The sequence below is a fragment of the Pseudomonas tremae genome (assembly GCF_023278125.1).
GTDB classification, from domain to species: domain Bacteria; phylum Pseudomonadota; class Gammaproteobacteria; order Pseudomonadales; family Pseudomonadaceae; genus Aquipseudomonas; species Aquipseudomonas tremae.
The window spans coordinates 5,049,706-5,074,071 of the sequence record NZ_CP066270.1; the positions used below are offsets into that span (position 1 = coordinate 5,049,706).

At 57.0% G+C, this 24,366-nt stretch carries 22 protein-coding genes, 1 tRNA gene, 1 other RNA gene and 1 pseudogene; 14 read left to right on the top strand and 11 right to left on the bottom strand.

Translation table 11 applies throughout. The features are described from left to right. Window positions 1–5: 5 nt before the first annotated feature. The gene (locus I9H09_RS22725) at window positions 6–686 is read right to left on the bottom strand and encodes a class I SAM-dependent methyltransferase (protein ID WP_005888089.1); all 681 of its coding nucleotides are present in this window, start codon (window positions 684–686) and stop codon (window positions 6–8) included. Between the two features lie 466 nt (window positions 687–1,152). Here I9H09_RS22725 and I9H09_RS22730 point away from each other — a divergent pair, with 466 nt between their 5' ends. Further along, on the top strand, window positions 1,153–2,409 hold the full coding sequence (locus I9H09_RS22730) for a lipase family protein (protein ID WP_122324886.1): 1,257 nt from the start codon (window positions 1,153–1,155) through the stop codon (window positions 2,407–2,409). Between the two features lie 167 nt (window positions 2,410–2,576). Here I9H09_RS22730 and I9H09_RS22735 read toward each other — a convergent pair whose 3' ends face one another. From I9H09_RS22735 to I9H09_RS22750, 4 genes are all read right to left on the bottom strand, one after another. Continuing rightward, window positions 2,577–3,359 carry a MetQ/NlpA family ABC transporter substrate-binding protein gene (locus I9H09_RS22735; RefSeq protein ID WP_005888085.1) on the bottom strand — a complete coding sequence of 261 codons (783 nt, stop codon included), beginning with the start codon at window positions 3,357–3,359 and terminating at the stop codon, window positions 2,577–2,579. A 195-nt stretch (window positions 3,360–3,554) separates the two neighbouring features. Further along, window positions 3,555–4,505: a sigma 54-interacting transcriptional regulator gene (locus I9H09_RS22740; protein ID WP_005888083.1), complete on the bottom strand. Its 951-nt coding sequence runs from the start codon at window positions 4,503–4,505 to the stop codon at window positions 3,555–3,557. Between the two features lie 82 nt (window positions 4,506–4,587). After that, a complete protein-coding gene (locus tag I9H09_RS22745) occupies window positions 4,588–5,169 on the bottom strand; it encodes an alpha/beta hydrolase (protein WP_053481031.1) in 582 nt (193 codons plus the stop codon). A 213-nt stretch (window positions 5,170–5,382) separates the two neighbouring features. Further along, window positions 5,383–6,693: an MFS transporter gene (locus tag I9H09_RS22750; RefSeq protein WP_081002931.1), complete on the bottom strand. Its 1,311-nt coding sequence runs from the start codon at window positions 6,691–6,693 to the stop codon at window positions 5,383–5,385. A gap of 608 nt (window positions 6,694–7,301) precedes the next feature. Here I9H09_RS22750 and I9H09_RS22755 point away from each other — a divergent pair. Continuing rightward, window positions 7,302–8,294, top strand: coding sequence for an AraC family transcriptional regulator (locus I9H09_RS22755; protein WP_122312647.1), 993 nt, complete (start codon window positions 7,302–7,304; stop codon window positions 8,292–8,294). A gap of 172 nt (window positions 8,295–8,466) precedes the next feature. Here I9H09_RS22755 and I9H09_RS22760 read toward each other — a convergent pair whose 3' ends face one another. From I9H09_RS22760 to I9H09_RS22775, 4 genes are all read right to left on the bottom strand, one after another. Further along, window positions 8,467–9,696: a 2-octaprenyl-3-methyl-6-methoxy-1,4-benzoquinol hydroxylase gene (locus I9H09_RS22760; RefSeq protein WP_005888074.1), complete on the bottom strand. Its 1,230-nt coding sequence runs from the start codon at window positions 9,694–9,696 to the stop codon at window positions 8,467–8,469. 51 nt (window positions 9,697–9,747) lie between these two features. Then, a complete protein-coding gene (ubiH, locus tag I9H09_RS22765; protein ID WP_005888072.1) occupies window positions 9,748–10,935 on the bottom strand; it encodes a 2-octaprenyl-6-methoxyphenyl hydroxylase in 1,188 nt (395 codons plus the stop codon). Then, on the bottom strand, window positions 10,932–12,266 hold the full coding sequence (pepP, locus tag I9H09_RS22770; protein ID WP_024691355.1) for a Xaa-Pro aminopeptidase: 1,335 nt from the start codon (window positions 12,264–12,266) through the stop codon (window positions 10,932–10,934). Before pepP ends, ubiH begins: the two co-directional genes overlap by 4 nt. Window positions 12,267–12,343: 77 nt before the next feature. Continuing rightward, entirely contained in the window at window positions 12,344–12,898 is a 555-nt protein-coding gene (locus I9H09_RS22775; RefSeq protein ID WP_005888068.1) for a YecA/YgfB family protein, read from the bottom strand. 150 nt (window positions 12,899–13,048) lie between these two features. Here I9H09_RS22775 and I9H09_RS22780 point away from each other — a divergent pair, with 150 nt between their 5' ends. From I9H09_RS22780 to I9H09_RS22795, 4 genes are all read left to right on the top strand, one after another. Next, window positions 13,049–13,258: a TIGR02449 family protein gene (locus tag I9H09_RS22780; RefSeq protein WP_122346821.1), complete on the top strand. Its 210-nt coding sequence runs from the start codon at window positions 13,049–13,051 to the stop codon at window positions 13,256–13,258. Beyond that, window positions 13,255–13,584, top strand: coding sequence for a cell division protein ZapA (locus I9H09_RS22785; RefSeq protein ID WP_005888066.1), 330 nt, complete (start codon window positions 13,255–13,257; stop codon window positions 13,582–13,584). The genes I9H09_RS22780 and I9H09_RS22785 overlap by 4 nt, the downstream gene beginning before the upstream one ends. Before the next feature lie 30 nt (window positions 13,585–13,614). Further along, window positions 13,615–13,793: non-coding RNA, 6S RNA (gene ssrS / locus I9H09_RS22790), on the top strand. 88 nt (window positions 13,794–13,881) lie between these two features. Next, on the top strand, window positions 13,882–14,493 hold the full coding sequence (locus I9H09_RS22795; protein ID WP_122346822.1) for a 5-formyltetrahydrofolate cyclo-ligase: 612 nt from the start codon (window positions 13,882–13,884) through the stop codon (window positions 14,491–14,493). Window positions 14,494–14,543: 50 nt separating this feature from the next. Here the strand turns inward: I9H09_RS22795 and I9H09_RS22800 are convergent, their stop codons facing one another. Beyond that, window positions 14,544–14,696: a hypothetical protein gene (locus I9H09_RS22800; protein WP_122346823.1), complete on the bottom strand. Its 153-nt coding sequence runs from the start codon at window positions 14,694–14,696 to the stop codon at window positions 14,544–14,546. A 194-nt stretch (window positions 14,697–14,890) separates the two neighbouring features. Here I9H09_RS22800 and I9H09_RS22805 point away from each other — a divergent pair, with 194 nt between their 5' ends. After that, complete coding sequence (locus I9H09_RS22805; RefSeq protein ID WP_005888061.1) at window positions 14,891–15,340, top strand: EVE domain-containing protein; 450 nt, start codon at window positions 14,891–14,893, stop codon at window positions 15,338–15,340. A gap of 7 nt (window positions 15,341–15,347) precedes the next feature. Here the strand turns inward: I9H09_RS22805 and I9H09_RS22810 are convergent, their stop codons facing one another. Next, window positions 15,348–15,755, bottom strand: a complete 408-nt coding sequence (locus tag I9H09_RS22810) for a flagellar basal body-associated protein FliL (protein ID WP_122346824.1) — start codon at window positions 15,753–15,755, stop codon at window positions 15,348–15,350. A gap of 130 nt (window positions 15,756–15,885) precedes the next feature. Here I9H09_RS22810 and I9H09_RS22815 point away from each other — a divergent pair, with 130 nt between their 5' ends. From I9H09_RS22815 to I9H09_RS22845, 7 genes and pseudogenes are all read left to right on the top strand, one after another. Continuing rightward, the gene (locus I9H09_RS22815) at window positions 15,886–16,902 is read left to right on the top strand and encodes an NADPH:quinone oxidoreductase family protein (protein ID WP_122346825.1); all 1,017 of its coding nucleotides are present in this window, start codon (window positions 15,886–15,888) and stop codon (window positions 16,900–16,902) included. An 83-nt stretch (window positions 16,903–16,985) separates the two neighbouring features. Further along, window positions 16,986–17,324, top strand: a complete 339-nt coding sequence (locus tag I9H09_RS22820; RefSeq protein ID WP_183142426.1) for a hypothetical protein — start codon at window positions 16,986–16,988, stop codon at window positions 17,322–17,324. A gap of 52 nt (window positions 17,325–17,376) precedes the next feature. Further along, window positions 17,377–18,539 (top strand): IS3 family transposase gene (locus tag I9H09_RS22825; RefSeq protein WP_122346372.1). Its coding sequence is split into 2 segments (ribosomal slippage): window positions 17,377–17,632 and window positions 17,632–18,539, totalling 1,164 coding nucleotides; the frame shifts between segments, so codons are not numbered across the junction. Window positions 18,540–18,548: 9 nt separating this feature from the next. Further along, window positions 18,549–20,717, top strand: a pseudogene (locus tag I9H09_RS22830) (putative bifunctional diguanylate cyclase/phosphodiesterase); the annotation flags it as partial. A gap of 15 nt (window positions 20,718–20,732) precedes the next feature. Beyond that, window positions 20,733–20,809 (top strand) — tRNA-Ile (locus tag I9H09_RS22835). Window positions 20,810–20,936: 127 nt separating this feature from the next. Further along, entirely contained in the window at window positions 20,937–22,001 is a 1,065-nt protein-coding gene (locus tag I9H09_RS22840; RefSeq protein ID WP_183142407.1) for a site-specific integrase, read from the top strand. Window positions 22,002–22,751: 750 nt separating this feature from the next. Then, a complete protein-coding gene (locus I9H09_RS22845) occupies window positions 22,752–24,161 on the top strand; it encodes a replication initiation protein (RefSeq protein ID WP_122325388.1) in 1,410 nt (469 codons plus the stop codon). Window positions 24,162–24,366 lie beyond the last annotated feature (205 nt).

Here is a 24,366-nt window from a genome sequence, read left to right on the forward strand (position 1 = left end):
TGGCATCACTTACGTTTTTTAGCACACACCGACACATAAGTACCTTGCCAAGTATAAGGTTCTATTGGCAGGCTTACGGAGTCGGTAAGTGGCCAACTTTGATTATCAAAAAAGTGACTGAAATCAACAATATCGAAGCCACTAAGCCATCGATCAAAAAAGCCTTCGCTGTCCTGAATGGAGAGCCCGGCTTCTTTATCCCAGATAAACGGCTCTCCCGTGGCTTGAAAGAAACGAGTCAAGTCGGACAACAAGTCCAGAACGATATACCCGCCGGGTTTCACTGCACCGATTATTTTCGGCATGACCTGTTGAAGCTCATCTTTAGTGAAAAAGTGGAGCACTTCAGAACACACCAGTACGTCGTAACCTTCAGGTGCTGGAGTGTAGTTCAGGATATTCGCTTGCTGAAAATTCATGTCCTTTAGCCATGGGTTGAGCTGGCGGCTATGTACCGTGCTGTCAACCATGTCCACGCCGCTAAGGCTGTAGCCTTTAAGCGCCAAAGCCGCGAGGTTGCGACCGTCTCCGCAGCCAAGCTCCAGCACATCACCAGGACCATCAGGCAAGTTTGATAAAAACCGTTTTAACTCCTCCCTTAACTCGCCAAACAAAGTACCACTACTGCACGCACTGTACTCGCTGTCGTACCACTTTTTCAGAACGGAACTGTCCACTACTCTCATAGTAACTCCCTGTCCATTTTAGAGGTCAATGTACAACACATTGTTTCGCGCTACCGGCGCGACCTGCAAATACCAACAATGATATTATGGACTTTGAAGCGCTGTAGCGAATAGAGGATGGCGATCGAGACAATAGGGCATCATTTAAAATCCATTTTATTATTAGTCGTGTCGCATCCATTTTTAACAGCCTAATAAACGGATTGCAGCGGGCGAAATATCTACACCCAACCCCACTTCCTGTCAAGAAAAATCAAGGTATTGGATCCGGTGTTTTGTCACCGACGAATGACAGGATCCATCCATATGAGGGTCTTAGTTCAAAAGTACGAATAGAATAGCAGGCTTGCTCACATCGCTCGATTCATGCACTGGACCTGCTGCACTCAGTGACGCTGGTACTTCAATCGGCTTACTATCGAAGGCACTGATACACCCTCTCCTGTGAACGTGCGGAGAAATATTCATGTACTCGTCGCCAGGATCCTCTACCGCTCTGGTCGCCTTGCTGATAGCTTTGCTCACAGGCTGTAGCGGAGCACCAGGCACTAGCGCGAAAACTGTCGCCGCTACCCAGCCAGGCGAAGGCGGTGTTCCCGCGTTTTACGCATGGACAGATAAAGTGCCGTCAACGCCCGGACGAATGCTGCGCGCCGAGCCACTGACGCCCATTCAGAGCCTTGATAATGCTGGCCAGAATGTCCGTATTTTGTATACCTCCACCGATGGGCTCAACAACCAGCCAGTCGTAGTCTCCGGCGCACTGTTCACTCCCAAGGGCACGCCGCCGAACGGTGGATGGCCGTTGATGGCGTGGGCGCATGGCACGGTTGGTAGTGCAGATGTCTGCGCGCCTTCTTTTACCGGGCGCAGTGGTCGCGATACGCGCTATCTGAATGAATGGCTCGGGCGCGGTTACGCGATTGTGGCCACTGACTATGAGGGTCTGGGGACGCCGGGGCTGCATCCGTTCGGGCTGAGCAGCCCGTTGGCTTACGGCGTTCTGGACAGCATTCGTGCGGTTCAGAGGGCGGATTTCAATCTGTCTTCGAGGGTTGTTGTGTTTGGTCAGTCGCAGGGCGGTCGTGCTGCGTTTGCGACGGCGGCCTACAAGAAGGCCTACGCACCTGAGTTGAATATTGTCGGTGTAGTTGCGACCGGGACGCCGTATCCGATGGCTTCAGGGTATGCGGGGGTTATCGGGCGGGACACTTCACGCGATCAGGTCACGCCATCCTTGGCTTACAACCTGCTGCGGCTGAGCACTGCCGGGCTGATCAACCCGTCGTTCGTGCCCACTGATTATCTGAGCGACCGTGCACAGCCTGCGTTTGGAGTCAGTCAGCGTGATTGCCTGCATGCCATTGAGCGTGAGGTTGTTGCAGATGGGCTGACGTTCAACAACAGTTTCAGGCGCTCGCCGGAGGCTGCGCTTGATCAGGTGAACCGCGAGTCGTCCTACCCGACGTTGACGTCGGACATCCCGATTTTTATAGGTACAGGCGGCAAGGATGTCGTTTCACCGGTCCGCAGCCAGATCGCGCTGGTCAAGGATGCGTGCGCCGCTGGTGACCGCGTTGAATGGCATTACTATTCGCAACTGGATCATTCGGGGGCTGTGAACGGCTCTCTGCCGGACTCGACACGTTTTGTCGAGAAAGCGTTTTCGGGGGAGTTTATGGCGGGGAACTGTGGGGCGATTGGGGCGATGCGCCAGCGCTGATCTTGAGCCAGGCACTCATCGTTCCTCACGCTCCAGCGTAGGAATGCCGTGGGTGACGCTCCGTGTGTAAAAGATCGGACGCGGAGCGTCCAGAACGGCATGCGACGCTGAGCGTCGCACGATAGTTGAGATTATCGTTCCTCAGTGCGGGAACGATAATCAGTGGGTCAGAACGCAGGCAATACCGCGCCTTCATACTTCTTGTTGATGAAGTCTTTGACTTGCTGGCTGGTCAGCGCTTTCGACAGCTTTTCGATGGCGTCGGTGTGGGCGTTATCTTCGCGAGTGACGAGGAAGTTCACATACGGCGAATCGGCCCCTTCAATGATCAGCGCGTCTTTCTTCGGATTGAGTTTGGCTTCCAGCGCGTAGTTGGTATTGATCAGCGCAAGATCAACCTGATCCAGTGCGCGCGGCAGTACCGCCGATTCTAGCTCGCGGAACTTGAAGTTCTTCGGGTTGCTCGCGATGTCTTTCGGGGTAGACAGTGCGTTGGTCGGGTCTTTCAGAGTGATCAGACCACCCTTCTGCAACAGCAAAAGCGCACGGCCAGCGTTGCTGCCTTCATTTGGGATGGCGATGGTTGCGCCTTTAGGCAGATCGGCAAGGTTCTTGTACTTTCTGGAATAGCCGCCAAACGGCTCGACGTGGACACCAACACCAGTTACCAGATTAGTACCCTTGCCTTTGTTGAAGCCATCCAGGTATGGCTTGGTCTGAAAGTAGTTGGCGTCCAGACGCTTTTCGCTCAATTGAACGTTCGGCTGTACGTAGTCAGTGAAGACCTTGATTTGCAGGTCCACGCCTTCCTTGGCCAGGGTTGGTTTGATCAGTTCAAGGATTTCCGCATGGGGCACCGGCGTCGCGCCGACCACCAGCTTTTCGCCGGCATGAGCCAGGCCAATCGAGAATACTGCCGCCAGTGCGGTCATCAGAAACGTCTTTTTCATGCGGTGTCCTTAGCAAGATCCAGGAGCGTCATCAAAAGATGGCGCCTTAATATTCAGGGGTTTGCCGCAGCCTTATCCAATGCTGCGACATCATGCAGACATTACCGATGTTTTATATTCCGAGAAAAGACTTTTTAAGCGAATGCTTATGCTTTTTCGCGCAGTGCATGCCTGAGTGGGCCCGCCACCGGTTTTTCAGGCGGTCTTTTGGTCAAGTTGTGCGGTGACGGCTTCCAGCAGTTTGCGTAACCCCGAAAGCTGTTCGCGGTTTCCTTTTTGCAGCAGCAGACGCGCCTGGCGCTCGATCAGCGTCAGCGGGGTGGCGATGTCCGGCAAGTTGATGTCTTCAGCCTGAATCTCGTCGCCGCTGCTGACCAGCAAGGCAAAGTGGATGACGTTCTCCAGCTCGCGAGTGTTGCCGGGCCAGCTATGGGCTTCCAGCGTGCGTTGCGCGTCTTCGCTGATCAACTGCACTGGCAGGTTAAGACGCTGGCTGTAAATGCCGACAAAGTATTCGGCCAGCGGCAGGATGTTGCCCGGCTGCTCGCGCAATGCAGGCAGGTCTAGCCGCCCTTCGCTGAGATAATGGTAAAGCCGCTCGTGAAATTTCCCGGCGGCCACCGCTTGCGCCAGATCGATACTGGTGGCGGCAACCAGGCGTACATCAACCGGGCTGGGCTGGTGTGCGCCTACACGGGTGACTTCGTGATTTTCCAGCGCGGCGAGCAGCTTGACCTGAATGGGCAATGGCAAATCGCCGATCTCATCCAGATACAGGGTGCCGCCATTGGCAGAACCAAACCATCCTGCCCGGCTGCTGACGGTTCCAGTGTGGGCTCCGGCTGCGTAGCCAAACAGTTCGGCGTCGGCATAGGTCGGGCTGATCGCTCCGCAGTTAACCGACACGAACAAGCCAGCGCGATCACTGCCGCGATGAATATGCCGTGCCAGCAATTCTTTACCGGTCCCCGACTCGCCGCGGATCAGAACAGGCAGCGAACGAGGCGCCAATTGCTCCATCTCCTCGCGCAGACGACGCGAACGCGGATCGATGAAAACCAGCGCCTTGGCGCGGATACTGAGGGGGCTTTTTTCCGCATCGGGAAAGGTCAGCAGCGGCTGGCCGAAAGTTTCGTGAAGGCTCATGACACACTCCCGCGCGAGCCCTTGCGACGGCTGACGCGTTAAAAAAACAGGGCCAGACAGGCTCGATAAACAGGTAGTCCGGTCATGCGCGACGGCGCGCGCGTTGCTCCAGACGATTTTGCAGCCTGTAGAGATAGGCAAAACCCTGTTCCCACCGCTTATGACCGGACTTGACGTTGATGTGCCCGGCCTGACTCAGAAAACCGAGTTCGGCCCCCCAGTGACGCGCTATTTCGATAGCACGCTGGGAGCTGACGGCAGGATCGTTGTCGGAGCTGACAATCTGTGTAGGAAACGGCAGCAGGTCACCAGGAATCGGGGCGAAGTTGCGCAACGCGGGTGGGCAATTAGGGCGTTCGACATCGGCGGGCGCGACCAGCAGTGCGCCTTGCACCTGGCGTAGCGTTTCCAGCGGCGCGAGCTGTGCCCAGTGCGCGACCGTGACGCACCCCAGGCTGTGAGCGATCAGGATTACCGGCGTGCTGTCGGCCGCAATCGTGCGCTGCAATTCGCCCACCCAGTCTTCACGGCGTGGTTTGAGCCAGTCGGCCTGCTCCACGCGCGTACTGTTGGGCAGGCTGTTTTGCCAATGGGTTTGCCAATGATCATCAGGAGACCCTTGCCAGCCTGGCACGATCAGATACCGGATCGACTCGTTATGCATGGATTCGCCTCCTGCACATATGCGTTCATGAGGCGAGTATAAGGATCGAAGCGCAATCCTCTAAGGAATAAGAAAATATTTATTAATTCCCAAAAGGAATATGGATTCACAGGCAAAAAAAAGGGACTGCACCCTGCCTTCAAGGAACAGCCCCTAACAAATCACTTTCAGAGCAAAGACTACTCGTCGTTGGTTACAGGAATACGACGGACCTCATGTCGCCGGCACAGGACGCACGCCTGACTGGCCGGTCTCCGGCATCGCCAACGCGTCGGTCTGCGGGACTTCCCGAGCCACGTTCCAGACCACGATCGCAGCGATCAGATCGAACACCGCCAGCACCACGAACAGTGGGCTGTAACCAATTTTGGTGACCAGCACGCCAAACACCATCGTGAATGCCGCCGCACCAAAAAAACCGAACATCCCGCCCATGCCGGTGGCCGTGGCGACCTCGTTTTTGCCGAACGAATCCGAGGTGATCGAGTACAGCGCACCTGACAGGGTCTGGTGTGCGAAGCCGCCGATGCACAGCAATGCGATCGCCGTATAAGGGCTCTCGACCAAGCCGATGCAGGCGGGTCCGATCATGCAGGAACAGCCGAACAGCATGACCATCTTGCGGGAAGTGAACAGCGATACCTTGCAGTATTTGTGAAACAGCGGGCTGAGGTAACCGCCCAGCACGCAGCCGACATCAGCCGCCAGGAACGGCAGCCAGGCGAACATCGCGACTTCCTTGATGTTCATGTGGCGCTCCGTCATCAGGTACAGCGGAATCCACGCGTTGAAGGTTTGCCAGGCCGGCTCGGAGAGGATGCGCGCTGAAGCAATGGCGTAGAAGTTGCGGTTCTTGAAGAGCCGCTTCCAGCTGCCTTTTTGCGCGGGAGCATCCTTCAGGCGTGCTTCCTGACCACTGAGGATGTAATCGCGCTCGGTGTCGCTCAGCAGCTTTTGATCGCGGGGATGCTTGTACAGCAGCATCCATACACCGCTCCAGATTATTCCCAGCCCACCCACGATCAGAAACGCCAGCTCCCAGCCACTTTGCAGAATCGCCCAGACCACCAGCGGCGGTGCAAGCAATGCACCGAACGACGAGCCGATGTTGAACCAGCCAATGGCGACCGAACGCTCTTTGGCCGGGAACCACTCGGTTGTGGTCTTCACGCCGGCAGGCAGACCGGCAGCTTCGGTGAGGCCGAGCAGGCCACGGAAAATCGCCAGACTCTGCCAGCCCGTTGCGAACGCTGCCGCCGCACAGGCTGCAGACCAAGCCACCGCGAAAATGGCGAAGCCCATCTTGGTGCCTATTGCATCAATGATGTAACCCGCCACCGGCTGCATGACGGCATAGCAAAGCTGCCAGGCAACAACGATGTGCGCGTATTGCTCAGTGGAAATGCTCAGCTCACTCATCAGCGTCGGCGCTGCGACAGACAGCGTGTTACGTGCGAGGTAGTTGACGACCAGGCCGGCCGTGACCAGGCCCACCATCCACCACCTAATGCCTTTTATCTTCATCTCTTCACCTGATTATTTTTAGATTGGCGATGAGCGTCCCGCGGCCGAAACCGAGAGGCGGCTGGATTTATGTAACGTCAGATTTCAATTGTACAGGGAGGGAAAACGCCACTGATCGCAGCTTTTCGTGCAAAAAATAAGATTTTTGACGTAGCGCAGGCGTACTTATTGCCTGAAGGAAAAGACTGACCATAGACTTGTTACTCTTTGAATTATTTTTATGGTTGCAATTTTATCGAAGTCTTATGTTGTCGTACAACATGCCGCAGTTATAGTCATTTGCCATGACGCTGTCAATTGTCAAAACGGTGCTCGACCATGCTGTACGGACGCCCGAAGGGTTTTTCGATCACGGCTAGCCTTTCGCGTTATACGACAACTAGCGTAAACCGACGATTTTGGGCGGCGCATCGCCCTTATGGCGGCCGACTTCCAGCGGGCAGTGCCAAAAGATTTCAGACCGAATGCAAGAAACCTCTTCAGGCGCTTGCACAACGGTCACAAATGATCTCATTCTGGCGCTGGTGTCAGGCAATGGAACTGCTGGCGACATCTGTCCGGGCCTGACCCGGTGTTAACTGCCACCGATCCAAGGAAGAGGCGCCCGCATGCCTGAACCAAGCAGTCTCGCCAGCTGGAACCGCGCTCTGCGCAAGCAACTTGACGCTGTGGACACGGACAGCGAAGCGCTGTGCCGCAGGGCCGGAATCGACCCCAAGTCGCTGGACGACGCGAGCATGCAATTTCCGGCAGACGTCACCGCCAGGCTTTGGCAACTGGCGGTTGCATCCAGCCGCGATCCGGCGCTCGGGCTGCGAGTTTCGCGCTTTGTCAGCCCCACTGCGTTCCATGCGCTGGGCTATACGCTGGTGGCCAGCGGTTCACTGCGGGAGGTTTTCGAGAGAATCGTGCGTTACCGCTCGACGGCTGAGGACTCTCTGGAGCTGGACTTCAGAACAGTCGGCGAGCGCTATGAATTCCGCTTCGGCACACCGAAGTCGTGCCAATCGCCTGTTCATGAACTGCTGGACGCTTTCGCAGCCATTTACGTGCGCACTTGTCGCAACCGGCTGGGCAGAGGCTATGCCCCTCTGGCCATACACCTGCAACGCCCCGAGCCTGAAGATCCCCGACCATGGGAAGACCTGTTCCGTTCGCCGTTGAATTTCTCGGCAAACGAAAACCTGTTGGTGTTTGGCGGCGAAGATTTCGACAGTCATCTGGACGATGGTCCGATGCAGGTAAATGAGCAGGAAAGCACCAGCGATCTTCTACCTTCGCTGATCTGGGAGCAACGCGTGCGCTCGGCCATCGAGACGTTGCTGCCGGATGGCGAGCCCACTGCGCAAAACATCGCAGAAGCCCTGCACCTCAGCCCCCGCAGTCTGGAGCGCCATCTGGCAGATGAGGGCTGTTGCTATGACCTGCTGCTCAGCCAGTGCCGACAGAATCTGGCGCTGCTGCACATGAGCGAGCCACAGACTTCATTGAGCGAGATTGCCTGGCTACTGGGTTTCGGCGATACCGAGAGCCTGAGCCGCGCGTTCAAACGCTGGACAGGACTGACGCCCGAGGAGTATCGAAGTGCATCGGGGCGGTGATCCCGACTACCGTGCGACGCTCCACGTCGGCATAACGCTCTAGGCGCTCTGCGTCCAATCCTGAACAGGCCGTGCGGCGCAGATCTGTGACGCAGAGCGTCACCCAAGGCATTCCCACGCTGAGCGTGAGGAACGATAAGTGCGGGTGGACGCTATCGCTCTGCGTCAGAACCTAGCGGGCGTCGATACGCGCCAGCTCAGGCAAGTCGCCAGACAACCCCAGTGCTTCGCGCACGAACAGGGCTTTCGCTTCCGGCATCTGATTGACCATCTTGAGCCCGGCATTACGTAACCAGCGCAAAGGCAGCGGGTTGGCCTGGAAAAGACGCTCGAAGCCTTCCATCGCAGCCATCAGCGCCAGATTGTGCGGCATGCGGCGCCGCTCGTAGCGACCCAGGACACGTGTATCCGCCACGCGCTCGCCGCGCAGTGCAGCGTGCGTCAACACCTCGGCCAGCACGGCAGCGTCAAGAAACCCCAGGTTCACACCCTGCCCCGCCAGCGGATGAATGGTGTGCGCAGCATCACCAATCAGTGCCAGCCCTTTGGCCACATAGCGTTTGGCGTGACGCTGGCGCAGCGGCACACACAGGCGAGCGTCGGCACTCAATACCTGACCGAGCCGGCCCTCGAACGCGCTTTCCAGCTCGCGGCAGAACGGCTCGTCATCCAGCAGCATCAAGCGTTCAGCCTCGCTCGGCGTGACCGACCAGACGATCGAGCACCAGTGTTCACCCTCGCGATCCAGCGGCAGAAAAGCCAACGGGCCGTCGTCGGTAAAACGCTGCCATGCGGTTTTTCTGTGGGAATCGGCCGTCCGCACGCTGGTGACAATCGCGTGGTGCTGGTAATCCCATTCCCGGGTTGGTGTTTCGGTGAGACGGCGCACCGCCGAGTTCGCTCCATCGGCCGCAACCACCAGCGGCGCCCGCAGCAGGCGCCCGTCGGCAAGCGTCAGCAGCCAGTCATCACCGGAATGACGCATCTGCTCGAGACGCGCATTGGCCAGCAACCCGATATCGCTGTCATGCAGCCGGTCGAGCAGCGCATCCTGCACCACACGGTTTTCGACAATATGACCCAACACATCGGCATGCACGCTGGAGGCAGAAAAGTGAATCTGCCCGGTGCCGCTACCATCCCAGACGTGCATGTGTGCGTACGGGCTGGTACGACGTGACACGATGCCTTCCCACACACCGAGGCGCTGCAGGATCCGCTGGCTGGCGGCCGACAGGGCACTGACCCGCGGCTCGAACGTTGACTGCCTGTCGAACGGCTTGACGCTCATCGGGCCACCATCGACCACCAGCACGTCAAGCCCGCTTTCCTGCAAGGCCAGCGCAAGAGCGCTGCCGACCATTCCGGCTCCGACAATCAGCACATCTGCGCGCGTTTCCATGGTCAAACCATTCTCGCTTGCGGCCGTAGCCGGTTATTGAAAGTGTTTGTTTCACACATCGGTTCGCGTCCCCAGCCCCATGGCCTGACGAGCAAACCAGCGCTTGGCGACGGGCAGCAGGTCCAGCCCCAGCAACCCAAGATTACGACCAGTGGCGACTGCCGACCGGCTGCTGCCGAAAAGGCGCGTCACCTTGTCGGAAAAGCCAACGGTCAACTGCTGATCCTGCCGCTGACGCTCGCGGTACAGCTCCAGCGTCGGCAGGTCGCCGAGCGGTGCGTCGCTGTTCAGCAATGTCTCGGCCAGTGCATCGGCATCGCGCAATGAGAGGTTGAAACCCTGCCCTGCAATCGGATGCAGGCTATGGGCAGCGTTGCCCAGAATAACCAGATGCGAGCGCACCTGTTCCTCGGCCTCGACCAACGCCAGCGGGTACACATGGCGCGCGCCGACCTGACGCAATGCTCCCAGACGATAACCGAATACGCCCTGCAGCTCTTCGAGAAAGCTGCGGTCATCCAGTTCGGCCAGTCGCTGAGTGTCGTTGCCAGGACGCGTCCAGACCAACGCACAGCGATTGTCAGGCAACGGCAACAGGGCCATCGGCCCATCATCGGTAAAACGCTCGAACGCCTGACCACAATGGGCTTCGCTCGGCGAAATGTTAGCGATCAGCGCGCTCTGGTCATAGGGACGCTGCCGCACACCAATCCCCAACTGGTCACGCAGACTGGAACGACCACCGTCGGCAAGCACTGCCAAGTCGCACTCCAGCTCGGAGTCATCGTTCAGCGTCAGACGATAACCATCAGCCAGCGGCTGCATTTGCCTGACCTCTGCCGGCACCCGCCAGCTGACGACATCCCGATCGAGCCCGGCCCAGAGAGCCTGTCCGAGCCAGGCGTTTTCCACCACATAGCCGAGCGCCGGAACGCCCTCTTCGATCGCGGACAAACGGGTGGCGCCGAAGCGGCCCCGGTCCGAGACCTGAATTTGCAGGATCGGCTCGGCGCGGCGGGAAATCTGTTGCCAGATACCCAGCCGCTCGTAGATACGCCGGGCACCGAACGACAGTGCCGAAGAGCGGGCATCGTAACTGGGCTGCCAGGCTTCGCCAGGCGCAAAAGGCTCGATCAGCACGATCTTCCAGCCGCGCGCCTTGGCTCCCGCCTGAAGCGAAAGCGCAAGACTTGCACCAACCAGACCACCGCCGACAATCGCGATATTGAACCGGCTCATGCGACCTGCCCCCGTGCAGCAGCCATCAGCGCCTCGATTTCGGCGACGGTCTTGGGCACACCGCCGGACAGGATTTCACAGCCCTGCCTGGTTACAACCACGTCATCCTCGATTCGCACACCTATACCTCGCCATTTCTTCGCGACATCCAGATTGTCGGGGGATATATAGATCCCGGGTTCGACGGTCAGCGTCATGCCAACCTCCAGAACTCGCCATTCGCCGCCGACCTTGTATTCGCCGACGTCATGCACATCCATGCCCAGCCAGTGGCCGGCGCGGTGCATGTAGAACGCTTTGTAGGCCTCAGTCTCGATCAATTGATCGACATCGCCGCGCAACAGTCCCAGCTCGACCAGGCCCGCAGTAATAACCTGGACCGTCGCTTCGTGCGCCTGGTTCCAGTGCTTCTCGGGGCCGATGGCGTCAAACGCCGCGTACTGGGACTTGAGCACCAATTCATAAATGGCTTTTTGCTCGGCTGAAAACCTGCCATTCACCGGGAAGGTGCGGGTGATGTCGCTGGCGTAACAATCGATTTCGCACCCTGCGTCGATCAGCACCAGATCACCGTCCCGCAAGGCTGCGTCATTCTGCTGATAATGCAGGATGCAGCCATTACGGCCCGAAGCGACAATCGAGCCGTATGCCGGCATCTTCGAGCCGCCCTTGCGGAACTCGTAATCCAGCTCGGCTTCCAGGCTGAACTCGTGCAGACCGGCGCGACAGGCCTGCATCGCACGCACATGGGCACGCGCGGAGATATCTGCCGCCGCCCGCATTACCTTGATTTCTGCTGCAGACTTGTAAAGACGCATGTCATGCAGCAGATGATCCAGCGCGACAAACTCCTTGGGCGGCTGGGCGCCCAGGTGCGCCTTGGAGCGAATCACGTTGATCCAGTCCATCAGGTGCCGGTCAAACTCGGGGTTGCTGCCCATCGCCGAATACACCCGGTCGCGGCCTTCTATCAGCCCCGGCAGGATCTCGTCGATATCCGTTATCGGGAACGCATCGTCCGCACCAAAATCACGAATCGCGCCTTCCTGCCCGGCGCGCAAGCCGTCCCACAATTCCCGCTCGGGGTTTCGCTCGCGGCAGAAGAGCACGTACTCGCCGTACTCGCGTCCGGGAATAAGCACCACCACCGCTTCTGGTTCGGGGAAGCCGCTCAGGTACTGAAAGTCACTGTCCTGCCGATAGACATGCTCGACATCGCGATTGCGAATGGCAACCGCGGCAGCCGGCAGTATCGCGATACTGTTCGGCTCCATCTGAGCCATCAGAGCTTTGCGGCGGCGGGCGTATTCGGACTTCGGGATTTGAATCATTGGCAGCATGAGTCCTGATGGAGTCTGCCGGCGCAGGCGGTATCAGCCCGCGCCGGTGTCGCAGTAGTCGCTATCGGTCAGTGCAGGGAAGGCTTTGGTTCCGGCGCGGCAGGTTCGTTGAACTCGGTGAACAGCAGCAACGGTGCAACGCGCATGTATTCCATGACCTCCATGTAATCGGTCTCACCGTCCTCGGACTCTTCCAGCGCATCCTGCACCTGGGCGATGGCAGCCAGGTCTTCGAGCACCGCTTTTGCTTCGCTGCCAAGCTCCTTGTCGCCGATGGCAAGGCCAAAGCCCGACAAAAAGCCCTGACACCACTGGCCCAGTGCGGCGGCGCGCTCGGTGAGCGGCTCGTCATCACCGGGCAGCAACAGCACGACAGTCATGTCGTCGCCGGTGAGCTCACCTTTGGCCATCTCTTGCAGACCGACCAGCGCAGCACGAATGTTGTCTTGCGGCTCGGTTTCGAGCAGCATCGAGGCATCGGCAAACCAGCCTTCGCTGTCGAAGCCGGCCCCCGCGCAACTGCGGCCCAACAGCAGGCCGTGCAGCTCGGCAGGTGATACGTTGTGACCGCCACTGTTGAGCAGAGTGGCAAACGCTTTGTACGGAGAATTCTGAATGGGCATGGGTAGCTAGTCGCCAAACGGCGCAATGTCTAGAATGGAGGCCTTGTATCCTAGACTATCCGCGCGACAAGATCACCCGGACGGCGGTTCGAGCTTGAGCATGAGCATCGCTCCCCCTGCCATTCATCAGAAAGTATCCAGTGGAAAACAATGGAAGACACCGACCTGCAAGCGCTGATGAAACGTGTGGAGTTGCTCCTGAAGTACGTCGAGCAACTTAAAGGCCAAAACGCACTCCTATTAGCTCAGGAAAAGTCCTGGCGCGAGGAACGCGCCCAACTCATTGAAAAAAACGAAATCGCCCGGCAGAAGGTCGAGTCAATGATTTCGCGCCTCAAAGCCCTGGAGCAAGACTCATGAGCAATGGCAACAGCGTTACCGTTCAAATCCTCGACAAGGAATACTCCATCATCTGCCCTCAGGAAGAGCGCACCAACCTGGTCAGCGCCGCCCGCTACCTGGATGGCAAGATGCGTGAAATCCGCAGCAGCGGCAAAGTCATCGGGGCCGATCGCATCGCCGTGATGGCTGCCCTGAACATCACTCACGACCTGCTGCACAAGGAGCACGTGCCTGACGTGCAGACCAGCGGCTCGACCCGTGAACAGGTGCGCGACCTGCTAGACAAGGTGGATCTGGTGCTGGCCACAGACACGCCCGGCACACCGGATTCAACTCGGGGCTGATTATTTCGGGGCATTTCTGTATACTTGCGCCGCTCCCTGGAGTGCTTGACAGTCGGTCATGTCCCTGAGCCGATACGCACAACCACGGGGGTTGCACGTTGGGGTTGGTGTGCATGTCCGCTAGACGGAAAGCCTTAAAACCTCCTGCAATCTCCACCTTGAACTTTCGGGTTCAAGGGCTACACCGACAGCGGTACGTCGGGGAGTCCATATTCAACACGTTGACTGGCAACCCGCCTGGCAACGACGATCCAGCTCTGGTTTCAACCTCTCGGATCAGCCTGCATGACCTCTCTCATGATCAGCGCTCAATCGCTCACACGTCCGCAACTGCGTCGCCAGCTACGCACGGCGCGCAGGGCGCTGAGTAAAGTCCAGCAGCGCCAGGCCGCCCGTGGCATCTTCCATCAGCTGGCGCAGCACCCGTTGTTTCGTCGCGCCCGGCACGTTTCGCTGTACCTGCCGATGGATGGCGAGATCGACCCGCGCCTTCTGCTGCGCGAAGCGCAACGTCGTGGCAAGGCAACTTATCTCCCGGTACTCAACGCATGGCCGCGCACGCGCATGGTGTTTCAGCGCGTGCGACCCGGCGAACGGTTCGTCCCCAATCGCTTTCGCATCCCCGAGCCACGCATCAACCGTGCGAAGCAACGCAGGATCTGGGCACTCGATCTGGTTTTGATGCCACTGGTGGGTTTCGATGACGAAGGCGGTCGCCTCGGTATGGGCGGCGGCTTCTATGACCGCAGCCTGGCTTACCTGGCGCGCAGAAAGGCCTGGCGCAAGCCGATTCTGCTGGGACTTGCTCACGAATGTCAGAAAGTGGATCGGCTGGCACAGGCCAGCTGGGACGTACCGCTACAAGGCACGGTGTCGGACAGGAACTGGTATTTGAATAAAGGTATCTGAAAAGCGCACTCTGATCGCGAGGCATTCAACGATCAGAGTATCAACAGGGCTTAATGCCTGCCGGGGACTTTCTGCTGGTGCTGAGTGATCTCTACAGGCGCGTTGTCCTTGGTGGTCCACAAGCTCTGCGCATAACCCGTTGTTACGATACCCAAGCCAAACAAAATAACCAGAATCCAGAGTAAATCAGGCTTGCGCTTCAATGACTGCCCTCCTTAGGCAAATCAATACACTGTCCGCACCGGTTACCTGAGCAACCGTGCAGCAGCGTGGAACTTGAAAGGTCGGCATTTTGCGGTAACGTGAACCAGTACGCAAATAGTGGCGCCAGCCGACTGTCGGTTTGTCATACAACTTTTTTTGCTTACGTGAACTTTCTGCCTCTGGAGCATGCACGATGGCCTATTGGCTGATGAAGTCCGAGCCTGACGAATTCTCGATCAGCGACCTGCAACGACTAGGCAAAGCGCGCTGGGACGGTGTCCGCAATTACCAGGCGCGTAACTTCCTGAGGGCGATGGCCGCAGGGGACGAATTCTTTTTCTATCACTCCAGTTGCCCGGAGCCGGGCATTGCCGGCATCGGCAAAATAGCTCGAGTTGCGTATCCAGACCCGACAGCCCTTGACCCCGACAGCCACTATCACGACGCGAAGGCCACTGAGGAGAAGAACCCGTGGAGTGCCATCGACGTCGAGTTTGTGGATATCTTCAAGAAGGTGCTGGGGTTGGGTTATCTGAAGCAACAAAGCCAGCTTGAGCAATTGCCGCTGGTGCAAAAAGGCAGTCGGCTCTCAGTCATGCCAGTCACCGCCGAACAATGGGCGGCGATCCTGGCATTACGCTGACAGGGGCTTACTGAACGATGAAGTTATTGAACAGCAAGTCTTCGACAACCGGCTTGCCCTCTTCATCATTTATGACACGCTGCACCTGTTTGAGCGCTTCCTGACGAATGTTTTCCTTCGCTTCGGCGCTGCTCATGGAGTCAACCGTCTGCTGCGTGAACAACGATACCAACTGATTGCGGATCAAGGCATCGTTGCGCTTCACGGCAGCTTCGGCATCGGCGCCGGTCACACGCAAGGAGATATCAGCTTTGTAGACGCGCAGTTTGGGGCCGCCATCCAGCGCGTAGTTGCCCACGAATGGAGGCGTCAGCGACACATATGCCGCTTTGGGCGGGCCCCCTTCTTCCTTGGCTTCTTCCTGCGCCATGACGGGCAATGACAAGGCCAGCAATAACAGAATCCACGCTTTCACAGTCCACTCCTTAATACGGTTTGCCACGTAGCTTACAGCTTATGTGTGCTTATCAGGCAGGGCCATGCTTGTTGACCCAAGAACCCACTTAACTGACTTTATCGGCCATTACCGGAAAAGGAATAGCCCGATGAAAGCCCTGTTATGCAAAGCCTTCGGTCCTGCCAGCACGCTGGTACTCGAAGACGTGCCTAGCCCCGAGATCAAAAAGAATGAAATCCTCCTTGATGTGCACGCTGCCGGGGTCAACTTTCCCGACACGTTGATCATAGAAGGCAAATACCAGTTCAAACCACCCTTCCCTTTCTCACCGGGTGGCGAGGCCGCAGGCGTGATAGCGGCCGTCGGGGAAAACGTCAGCCACCTGAAACCCGGCGACCGCGTGATGGCCCTTACCGGCTGGGGCAGCTTTGCCGAGCAGGTCGCCGTGCCTCACTACAACGTATTGCCGATCCCGGAAAGCATGGACTTCACCACCGCCGCTGCATTCAGCATGACTTACGGCACCTCCATGCACGCCCTCAAACAACGCGCCAACCTGCAACCCGGCGAAACCCTGCTGGTGCTCGGTGCATCCGGTGGCGTGGGTCTGGCCGCCGTGGAAATCGGCAAAGCCCTCGGCGCCCGCGTCATTGCCGCCGCCAGCAGCGCCGAAAAACTCGAAGTTGCCAAAAACGCAGGCGCAGACGAACTGATCAACTACAGCGAAACCAGCCTCAAGGACGAAGTAAAACGCCTCACCAACGGCAACGGCGCCGACGTGATCTACGACCCGGTCGGCGGCGACCTGTTCGACCAGGCCATCCGCGCCATCGCCTGGAACGGCCGCCTGCTGGTGGTCGGCTTCGCCAGCGGCCGCATCCCCGACCTGCCGGTCAATCTTGCGCTGCTCAAGGGCGCATCGGTGGTTGGCGTGTTCTGGGGCTCGTTTGCCCAGCGACAACCGCAAGATAATGCGGCGAACTTCACGCAGTTGTTTGCATGGTTTGAAGAAGGGAAGTTGAAGCCGCTGGTATCGACGGTTTATCCACTGGAAAGGGCTGGGGAGGCGATTGATTTGTTGGGTGGGCGTAGGGCTGTGGGGAAGGTGGTGGTTACAAGTAATACTGGCGCAAACGAGCAAAAATCTTGCCCCCTACGCGACTAAAAATTTTTGTACGCCGATAAATATCAACCACATTACAAGCGCTAAAACCTTTTAGATACACCATACAGAACAAGGAGAACTGTATGAGTGATAATAATAAACCAATTGAACTCGAACCCATATTTATTACAGATACACTCGACGTCCCCAGAGTGGAGGGCGTTTTAGGTGGCGCGGGTAACAGCAATCCCGCTTCAAGCTGGAGTGTTGGGTTTGGCCATAGTGGTGCTGGCGGCGTAACGGGCAGTGGCCTGGGTGCAGGTAGAGGTCGACGAAGAGGAATCACCAACAAACAGTTAAGACGACAGCTTAGGCAGCAAGAAGCTGCTAGAGCCCAGGAAGCAGAAGCTCAAGCACAACGTGAGCTAGCTGATAAGATGTACAAACAACTGGTGGAAAAACTTACTCATGTAGTGGTCTAATGATTCCGGACACTCATTTAGGCGAGAATATCGCCAGATATAGAGGTGTCTGATGACCAAGCAACGCCGTACCTTCTCCGCTGAATTCAAACGTGAGGCCGCAGGCCTCGTGCTCGATCAAGGTTATAGCCATGTCGAAGCTTCTCGCTCGCTTGGAGTGGTCGAGTCTGCGCTGCGTCGCTGGGTTAGCCAGCTCCAGCAGGAGCGCAATGGCGTGACGCCTCAGAGCAAAGCCCTGACGCCCGAGCAGCAGAAAATTCAGGAGCTGGAAGCGCGCATCGCTCGTCTTGAGCGGGAGAAATCCATTTTAAAAAAGGCTACCGCGCTCTTGATGTCGGAAGAACACGAGCGCTTGCGCTGATCGATCAGCTAGGTGCCCATGAGCCGATCGAATTGCTGTGCGAGATGTTCGAGACACCTCGCTCGTGCTACTACGACCATTGCCAGCGGCGTCGGGCTCCAGACACCGAGCGGGTTCGTTTACTCAGTCGAGTCAATGAGCTGTTCGGGCAAAGTCGAAGCGCTGCTGGCAGCCGCAGTATCGTTTCGGTATTGCAGGAAGATGGCGAGCAAATTGGCCGGTTCAAGGTACGTGGCCTGATGCGGGAACTGGGATTAATCAGCAAGCAACCTGGCTCTCATGCTTATAAAAAAGCAACAGTGGAGAGGCCTGACATTCCGAACATTTTGAATCGGCAGTTCGATGTACCCGCGCCCAATCAGGTTTGGTGTGGCGACATCACCTACATCTGGGCGCAAGGAAAATGGCATTACCTGGCGGTGGTTATGGATCTTTATGCGCGTCGGGTGGTGGGCTGGGCGTTTTCAAACAAACCGGACACGGACTTGGTCATCAAGGCGCTGGACATGGCTTATGAGCAACGCGGCAAGCCTCAGGGCCTGCTGTTTCACTCAGATCAGGGCTCCCAATATGGGAGCCGACAGTTTCGCCAGCGGCTTTGGCGATACCGCATGCGCCAGAGCATGAGTCGCCGAGGTAATTGCTACGACAACTCGCCGATGGAGCGTGTATTCCGCAGCTTGAAAACCGAGTGGATACCCGCCGTGGGCTACATGACGGCCCAAGAGGCACAGCGGGATATCAGTCATTATCTGATGCATCGCTACAACTGGGTTCGGCCACACCAGTTCAATAATGGACTGGCACCCGCTCAGTACGAGAAAAAACTTAACGTCGTGTCCGGGATCAGTTGACCACTACACATGTCAGCGCAACCGCTTGATCAGGGTTCCACGAAAGCGGTGCTAGTGGTCGTTCGAGACATCACCCAGCTCAAACTGGCGCAACAGCAATTGCAAATGTCCGAAGAGAAGTTCGCCAAGGCGTTCCATGCTTCGCCCGACGGGCTAGGCATCACCCGCCAACTGGACGGAATGATGCTGGAGGTCAATGAAGGTTTCTGCCAGATCACCGGGTATGACGAACAATACTGCCTTGAGCACTCGACGTTCGATCTGGGCATCTGGGCTGATCTGAACGAGCGTTATCAACTCATCGAACAAATGAAGCGTAATGGCTCGGTCCGGGACTTCCGCGCCCGGCTGCGCACTGCCAGCGGTGCTATCAAGCTGTGCGAGCTGTCCTCGCAACCGCTGATCATTGCTGGCGAAGAGTGCCTGCTGACCATTTCGCGGGACATTACCCAAAGCCAGCAAATGCAGGAAAAGCTGCTGCTGGCCGCAACGGTTTTCGAGAGCACGGCCGAAGGCGTACTGATCACCGACACCTTCCAGCGTATCAGTGCCGTTAACCGCGCCTTTACTGAAATAACCGGGTACAGCGAAAGCGACGCCATCGGCCAAACACCTCGTCTGCTTGCTTCAGGCCAGCATGACAGCGCCTTCTACGCCTCCATGTGGCATCAATTGACAGCGGAAGGCCATTGGCAAGGCGAGATCAGCAACCGGCGCAAGAACGGCGAGCTGTACCCAAGCTGGCTGACGATCAGCGCCGTGCATAACAAAGAAAACCTGCTCACTCACTTCGTCGCAGTGTTTGCAGACATTTCCAGCCTCAAGCAAGCCCAAGCGCGCCTGGACTACCAGGCCCACCACGACCCGCTCACCGGCCTGCCCAACCGCACCCTGTTCGAAAGTCGCCTTCAGTCAGCGTTACTGCACAGCGAAGAGTCCGGCAGCCTTGGCGCCGTTCTGTTCCTTGACCTGGATCGCTTCAAACACATCAATGACAGCCTGGGCCACCCGGTGGGCGATCTGTTGCTCAAGGGCATCGCCCATCGGCTCAAGGAAACCCTGCGCGACATCGATACCGTGGCGCGCCTCGGCGGCGACGAGTTCATCGTCCTGCTGCCTGGCCTGCTGCACGCCAGCGACGCCAAAGCCATCGCAACCAAACTGCTGGCCTGTTTCAGCACGCCGTTCGAGTTAGGTGAGCACGAGCTGTATATCAGCTCGAGCATCGGCAGCTGCGTGTTCCCCACCGATGGCACCGATGTAGCTACCCTGGTCAAAAATGCCGACGCCGCCATGTACCGCTCCAAGGCACAGGGCCGCAACCGGGTCGAGTGCTACACCCGCGACCTCACCGAACAGGCCAGCGAGCGCATAGCGCTCGAGCAGGAATTGAGAAGAGCACTGGACCGCAATCAGCTGAGCCTGGCCTTCCAGCCCAAGATCAGCCTCCTCGACGGCACACTGGTAGGCGCAGAGGCACTGATCCGCTGGAGCCACCCTACCCTCGGCGAAGTCCCGCCCGAACATTTCATTCCGCTTGCGGAAGAAAACGGCATGATCCTGCAGATTGGCGATTGGGTGCTGGAGCAGGCGTGCCTGAAAATGGGCAAATGGCGCAAGGCCTTCAAACTGTTCGGCCCGGTATCGGTCAACCTGGCCGGCGCCCAACTGCGCCAGCCAAACCTGGTCGAACGCATCGAGCAACTGCTTGCCGACAATGGCTTGGTTCCTAACTGCCTGCAACTGGAAATCACCGAAAACTTCATCATGAGCCAGACCCAGGAAGCACTGGCCGTGCTGCACAAATTGAAAAACCTTGGCGTCCAGCTGGCCATCGACGACTTCGGCACCGGCTACTCCTCACTGAGCTACCTCAAGCGGCTGCCGCTAGACATCCTCAAGATCGACCAGTCCTTCATCCGCGGCCTCCCGGAAGACACCCACGACGCCGCCATCGTCCGCGCCATCATCGCACTCGGCCGCAGCATGCAACTGACCGTAATCGCCGAGGGCGTCGAAAACAGCGAACAGCAGAAATTCCTCACCGACGAAGGCTGCGAACAGATCCAGGGCTACATCATCAGCCTGCCCCTCAACCCCGACGAATTCAGCACGAAATTTCTTCTTATGAATGTTTCGGACTTTTCGGATAGCACAGCCGCGAAACCGCCGTTATAATCCGCGACCTACTGAGGGCCCATAGCTCAGTTGGTTAGAGCAGAGGACTCATAATCCTTTGGTCCACGGTTCGAGTCCGTGTGGGCCCACCATACTCAAAGCCGCGCATTGCGCGGCTTTCGCGTTTCTGGGTGGTTCTCCACTAATACAGTCCTATGGTCCAAAGGTACAAAATCGGTACAGTGCTGGTGCGCCAGTACACCTTTGGAGTCCTTTCAGATGGCAACATTAGTCAAAACTCCTTCCGGCACTTGGAAGGCTTTGATCCGCAAAACCGGCTGGCCAACTGTGGCTAAAACCTTCCGCACCAAGCGTGATGCGGAGGACTGGTCTCGGCGCACCGAAGACGAGATGGTCAGAGGTGTGTATATCCAGCGCACCGGCTCCGAGCGCATGACGCTGGAGGCAGCCCTCAAGCGATACTTGAGCGACATCACCCCCACCAAGAAGCCCACCACTCAGCGTGGCGAAACCTCGAAAGCCAAGAAGCTCATCGAGCATCTGGGCAAATACTCACTGGCTGCGCTCTCCGCTGACATCATCGCCGGCTATCGCGACAAGCGCCTGAACGAGCCCAGTCGTGGTGGGACCATTAGCAACAACACTGTGCGCCTCGAACTGGCCCTGTTGAGCCACCTGTACACCGTAGCGATTCAGGAGTGGGGATTGGGCCTGACTTTCAACCCAGTGCTGAATATCCGCAAGCCTAGCCCTGGGGATGGTCGTGATCGGAGGCTATCGCCGGAGGAAGAACGTCTTCTGCTCGCGGCCGTGAATCGACATAGCAATCCTATGTTGGGCTGGATTGTTTGCATCGCTTTGGAAACGGGCATGCGCTCGTCAGAGATCTCATCCCTACGTCGACCTCAAGTGGATTTGGCAAAGCGCGTCATACGTCTCTCCGACACAAAGAACGACGGCTCGCGCACTGTGCCTCTAAGCAAGCGTGCCACCGAAGTATTCAAAGCCGCGATGGATAACCCGGTGCGACCAATCGACTGCAATCTGGTGTTCTTCGGCGAGCCTGGAAAGGACGGGAAGCGCCGGCCTTATACCTTCACGAAAATTTGGGGTCAGCTGAAGAAGAAGCTCGACCTACCTGACTTCAGGTTTCACGACCTGCGTCATGAGGCAGTGAGTCGGCTTGTCGAAGGCGGGCTATCTGACCAAGAGGTTTCTGCCATCAGTGGTCATAAGTCGATGCAGATGTTGAAGCGCTATACGCATCTTCGGGCGGAGGATCTGGTTGTGAGGCTTGACAGCCTGAAGAAAAAAAATAAGTAAAAATAAATTATATCAAATACGTAAAATCAATAGATTTCAATCAACACCCTATAAATCCTGGACCTAACACCCAAAAGCATGACCAAGATTATATAAATTGGCATATGCAGATAAGTAACTCCACTAATCCAAACTAATACGTCCTGGTCGGAAATCACGACATACCCATTTGACGGCTGCCTATAACTACTCAAAGATACGCTCAATTGCTACCAACATGGTCACAATGACAAACGACCAGTACGGAGACCTCATGACTGCTGAAGAATATCTTTTGGACCGATTCGGTCCTTTGATGAGCATGGCCCAAGTCGCGGACTTACTGGATAGGTCTCCAGACGGTTTCAGGGTCGCAATGTACACGGACTCAGACTTGTCTCGAAAGCTAAAGCCAACCGTGGTAAGGGTTGGACGCCGGGTATTTTTCCGCACGATCCAAGTCAATGACGCCCTAGGCTTAGATGCAATAGCGGAATGACTATCCGCGCCGGCAACTGGATCTGGACAGCCCTAGCCAGTCAAATCGAAGGTTTCGGGAAGGGTTACGCCAAGTTACTTTCACTAGCGAACTATCAGGCTTTTCGTTAAACACCTAAGCAGCATGCCGCATGGTGCAGTAACCAAAAAGCAGAAACCAAAAGACCCGGCGTGGTAGCCGGGCCTTTTGGAGTAGTTAGAACAGGTTTTCTCTTTCGACGGTAGAAACCTACTTCTAATCCCCCTCGATTCACATAAGAAGGTGAGCTGATTATGGCTGGCACCTCGACTTCGCACAAGTCGAAGAAACCAGTTTCAATCATCTTACCGCCGAATGGCGGGAACATGAACGCAATTTCAAATGCTTTGACCTCGGCATCCGTTACCGATAGCGCACGAAGCAAAAAACAGACAAGCAAGGCTAAAGCGGTCCCAACCCGCTACTTTGAAGAGGGGACCGCCCTCAACAGAATTCTTACTGAATCGCCTTACCTCGCGCGTTGTAGTGATAACAAAACCGCCGCGCTGGTTCGACCACGTGAGCATGCGATTCGATTCCCCTACATGCAGATCAACCGGCGCGAAATGGTGTCGTGGTTGATCTTTGACCTCGATCACGCGAACTCCTTGATCTGGGATGATCTAGGCCTTCCGCAACCCAATCTGATAGTGCGTAACCGCGTAAACGGGCATTCCCATCTGTACTATGCCATCTCCCCCGTATGCACGTCAGAGAAGGCTAGAGACAAACCGATTCAATATATGAAAGCGGTTTACTCTGCTTTTGCGTTACTTCTCAAGGCAGACCCGGACTACAACAGCGGCCCGGTAGCCAAGACACCGGGCCACCCTTGGTGGCTTACGACGGAGCTACATGACAGCGTCTACGAGCTTGCTGATCTGGCTGACTATGTGGACACGCAGGTTTCGTCCTGGAGCAAGGCATCAAGGCTTGAGGACCTGCCTGAATCCAGGCACGTAATTTTATTTGAGAAGCTGCGCTACTACGCATACAGCGTGGTCGGCCAACAGCGTGAGGAAGGAAATTTCGAGTCGTTCTGTCGGTTGCTCGATACATATGCCGCAAACATCAACAATTTCAGCCGTCAGGGGTTCCAGACTGGAAACCTACCCTTGTCGTCACTCCGAGCGACCGTTAGGTCAGTCAGCCGTTGGACGTGGGACAAATATTGGGGGACCGCGAGTGCCTGCCGTGGGGTGATGGCGCTAGACAGATTGTTGCCCCTAAAACGGCGACAAAGCCTTGCAGCGGCACGCACTCACGCAGTTCGCCAAAAGGCAACGGAGTCCAAGATTCGTGATGCCTGCCGTCTTCTGCATGAACGAGGCGAACAGCTTCGTTTGATCTCTGTGGCAAAGGAAGCAGGTGTAACCCGTCAGACGGTTGCTAACTACATTCATATCTTGTCGGACGCACTGATGGCCCCATCAGACACCAGCGTTAGACCGCAGTCGGTGATAAAGGCACCTGAGCATTCTGTGCAGGGCTTCCCACCAAAAGACCGCCCCTTCAAGACATGGTCAGGCTCGAAACGCTACCACTATGGGGAACAAAGGAACCACGATAAAAATGTTAAGCATGCTATACATCAGATAACAGCACGCAGTGCGGCACCAGTGGCCTCGCCTTTGGAGGACTCACCAGGCCACGACTCTTCGTAGCCCTAATGATAGTTCGCCACTGCCTGTGGGTTGTTATCACTGGTCCCAAGCTGCGCTTTACCCAAGGCTGTTTTCGGTCAGAAGCGGACTATCGGATAGATCAAGAACGCTGGCATGTACTTCCTCTCAATGAGCGAAGATCAATCCAGGTCGAAATTTGGGGGCTTCCATGAGATAACGACGCTCGATATTTTGCAAAGGGATG